Annotated in this window: 4 protein-coding genes; 3 read left to right on the top strand and 1 reads right to left on the bottom strand. The window is 43.0% G+C overall.

The annotated features are described in order from the left end of the window. The first annotated feature begins 186 nt into the window (after nt 1-186). From R7Z77_RS23790 to R7Z77_RS23780, 3 genes are all read left to right on the top strand, one after another. On the top strand, nt 187-465 hold the full coding sequence (locus R7Z77_RS23790; protein ID WP_025534406.1) for a CopG family ribbon-helix-helix protein: 279 nt from the start codon (nt 187-189) through the stop codon (nt 463-465). Beyond that, a complete protein-coding gene (locus R7Z77_RS23785; protein WP_025534408.1) occupies nt 453-743 on the top strand; it encodes a type II toxin-antitoxin system RelE/ParE family toxin in 291 nt (96 codons plus the stop codon). The genes R7Z77_RS23790 and R7Z77_RS23785 overlap by 13 nt, the downstream gene beginning before the upstream one ends. A 422-nt stretch (nt 744-1,165) precedes the next feature. After that, entirely contained in the window at nt 1,166-2,257 is a 1,092-nt protein-coding gene (locus R7Z77_RS23780; RefSeq protein WP_222795552.1) for a methyl-accepting chemotaxis protein, read from the top strand. A 78-nt stretch (nt 2,258-2,335) separates the two neighbouring features. Here R7Z77_RS23780 and R7Z77_RS23775 read toward each other — a convergent pair whose 3' ends face one another. Beyond that, nucleotides 2,336-2,590: a hypothetical protein gene (locus tag R7Z77_RS23775; RefSeq protein ID WP_225455906.1), complete on the bottom strand. Its 255-nt coding sequence runs from the start codon at nt 2,588-2,590 to the stop codon at nt 2,336-2,338. Nucleotides 2,591-3,003 lie beyond the last annotated feature (413 nt).

The following is a 3,003-nucleotide window of genomic DNA, read 5'->3' as shown; positions in this document are numbered from 1 at the left end:
GACCATGCAAGTAAACAACTTGACGCAGCAGCTCCAGTCGTTGGAAAAGCAATACAGCAAGAGCAGTCGTTAGCACGCCAAAATCGCAGAAGTCAGAATATCGGATTTAATCGTTAGTCCATTGGCTAAACGGATGAACTTTGCTAAGGTATTACCTAGTAATACCCTTTAAGTTTAGGACTTATTATGGCTACTCCAACTTCTATAAAACTCGATGATACTTTGAAAAATCGAGTGCAAAATTTAGCAAACTCTCAACAGCGCACAGCTCATTGGATTATGAAAGAGGCGATCTCTCAGTATGTCGAACGAGAAGAAAAGAAAGAGGCATTTAGACAGGATGCCTTGAACGCTTGGGATGAGTATCAGATGACAGGTTCGCACTTAACGGCTAGCGAAGTTGAAAATTGGTTGGGTTCTTGGGGTAGTGAGGATGAGGTAGAAACGCCTAAATGTCACAAGTGATTTATACCCCGTCAGCCATTCGAGATTTAGACCGAATCAGAGAGTTTTTGAAGGCTAAAGATCCGAGGGCAGCAGCCAGAGCAGGTCTAAAAATTATCAGTAGCATGAGAGAGGTTGCTAAAGCTCCCTCAATTGGAAAACCGATCGAAAATATGCCCCAAGAATTTCGAGACTGGATTATTGAGTTTGGGAAATATGGTTATGTGGCTAGATATCGTATTTCTGGAGATAAGATAGTGGTTCTTGCAGTTCGTCACCAGAAAGAGGTCGGATTTTAGCAAAGATGCCATCGACAAGATGAATACATAGGAAAAACGCCCTTAGAGGGCGTTTTTTGTTTCAATTGAACAGCGATCTTTTTGTCCTGTAAATCGTTCTGAAACCGTCACAAACTTTCAAAGTGTTTCAGGGGTGTCTACGCTAGGTTTTCTTGCTAAAACAGCGTGTAGAGCGTTTTAGAGTGTCGGAAGCATGGTTTCTGATGCCTAACTTACGGATTTACCATAATAGGAATAATCGACACCAATAATCTGTAGTTACAGATTATTAGGTGTTCTGACTTCTCCCTGCCCTCATCGGGCGAGGCTTTACGCACTATTAAGTAAATCATTTAGTGGAGAATGATTAGATTTCGGATTAAAAATCGATATGCTAATGCAACAAAGCTGTAGTGCTGTATAAATTAACGAGGTCGTATTAAATGTTTGGATTAAAACGAATCAAATCAGAAAATGAGCAGCTAAAGCAAGAATTAGCAGACCTCAAACAGAAGTACCAAACTGACGTTGCCGCTCTGGAAAATCAGCTCCAAGAGGCTCAGTCGCTTGTTCGCTCCGCTCAACAGGAACACAACAATAGTGATGAGTTGATGTCTAGCAGTTTGAAAGGTGGAGATATGCTCCAAACCATTCGAACAGAGATGGTGGAGAGTGCGCAATCTATGGCGCATGAAAACCAAGAACTGCAACAACTAGATGAAATGTTTAAGCAGACTCATCAAGCTCTTGCTCGTCTTGATAACCGAGCCGTGAAGATCAGTATGCAAGCCTCACAAAGCATTGAATCTGTTAAAATATTAGATAAAACGGCTACCTCTATTTCCCTTCTTGTATCGACTATTCAAGAGATTTCTGACCAAACGAATTTGTTGGCATTAAATGCAGCGATTGAAGCAGCACGAGCCGGTGAAGCAGGCCGTGGATTTGCCGTGGTAGCAGATGAGGTAAGAAACCTTGCTGGCAAAGCCAGCGAAGCCAGTGAGCAGATTGATTCTTTGGTGAACCAAGTACTAACGCAAGTGAACGCGATTAAAACCTCGATTGATGAAAACCAAACTTGTGCTGAGGAAGTGTCTGCCTCTTCTGCGCAGATTGGTTCTATTGTCAACGAAGTGGTTGTGAAATCGGAACACATGCAACAGGTGATCCATATTGCTTCCACACGCGCTTTCTTGGATACGGTCAAACTCGACCACGCCATTTGGAAGAATAATATCTATCGTCTCCTACAAAAAGGGGCGTTTGGTGAAACCGTTAATAGCCACTCTGAGTGTCGCTTGGGTCAGTGGTACTACCGTGGCGATGGCAAGGCTTACAGCCACTTAAGAAGCTATGCATTGCTTGAAGAACCACACAAAGGCGTGCATGACGGTGGACGTGAAGCAATGAGCCAAGCCAAATCTGGCAACATGGCAGGCATGGTGACTGCAATTAATGCCATGGAAGACGCCAGCGAACAAGTGGTGGAACAAATTGACAATTTAATGAATGAGATTATTGGTGATTTAACGTAACTGCACTTTGTACGAACCCCAAAAGGTCGCCTATCTAGGCGGCCTTTTCGTTACTGCGTCACGGCTTGGTTTGGAGTTTTAGCGATTACTTAGGTTCTTTTTGCAGTAATCTTCCCAATAGAGAGTTGCGAACTCTAGCTTATCTTCAAAAGTAGAGTGTTCTACTGATAGCCATGCTCGGTTGGTTACGTCCCAAAACATCTTGTCGAATTGAGTGAAGCTCTTAAAGTTCGAGCGGTTTACTTTGTTGTAAACACTTTTAGAAAGTTCACGCATTCCTGAGTTTATGCGTTTTACATTCACTTTATCTTGTTCGGTCTTTTCTTTGGGCATGTTTGGTTTAAGGTGCGTGTTCGATTTTAGTGCTCAATTTAAACGAAAAACGCCTCCCATTGGGAGGCGTTTTTCTTGAGGACGTTCATTACCTTAGAAAAGGATCGTTGAGATCCATGCTCTTTGGTTGTAATCTCAATCCCCAGATATGACAAAACCAGCTTTGGCGAGCTGGCTTTGTTCGGAATACTTACTAGTTTGAAGACCTGTGTAAGTCCTTTCATGATAGCCATATCATCTAAGCACTTCAAGTATTCCTGCACTCTGTTTGGACTCAAGATGTTTTGGACAGAGCGATGCGTATCAGTCACCGACCAAGGGAAGTTCCAAAGGTGACAGGTAAAGGCACTAATCAAAACTTGCGAAAGCACGATAAAACCGCTCTCTTGTAGCTGCTAGAGGGAGAACTGCGG

Source organism: Vibrio sp. 1401, assembly GCF_033340295.1.
Note: the sequence above shows the minus strand (reverse complement) of the source record. Positions and strands in the feature narration are given on the sequence as shown.

Coding starts and splice junctions, on each gene's coding strand:
- R7Z77_RS23775 (WP_225455906.1), bottom strand. CDS start 2,590: ATGCCCAAAGAAAAGACCGAACAAGATAAAGTGAATGTAAAACGCATA.
- R7Z77_RS23790 (WP_025534406.1), top strand. CDS start 187: ATGGCTACTCCAACTTCTATAAAACTCGATGATACTTTGAAAAATCGA.
- R7Z77_RS23785 (WP_025534408.1), top strand. CDS start 453: ATGTCACAAGTGATTTATACCCCGTCAGCCATTCGAGATTTAGACCGA.
- R7Z77_RS23780 (WP_222795552.1), top strand. CDS start 1,166: ATGTTTGGATTAAAACGAATCAAATCAGAAAATGAGCAGCTAAAGCAA.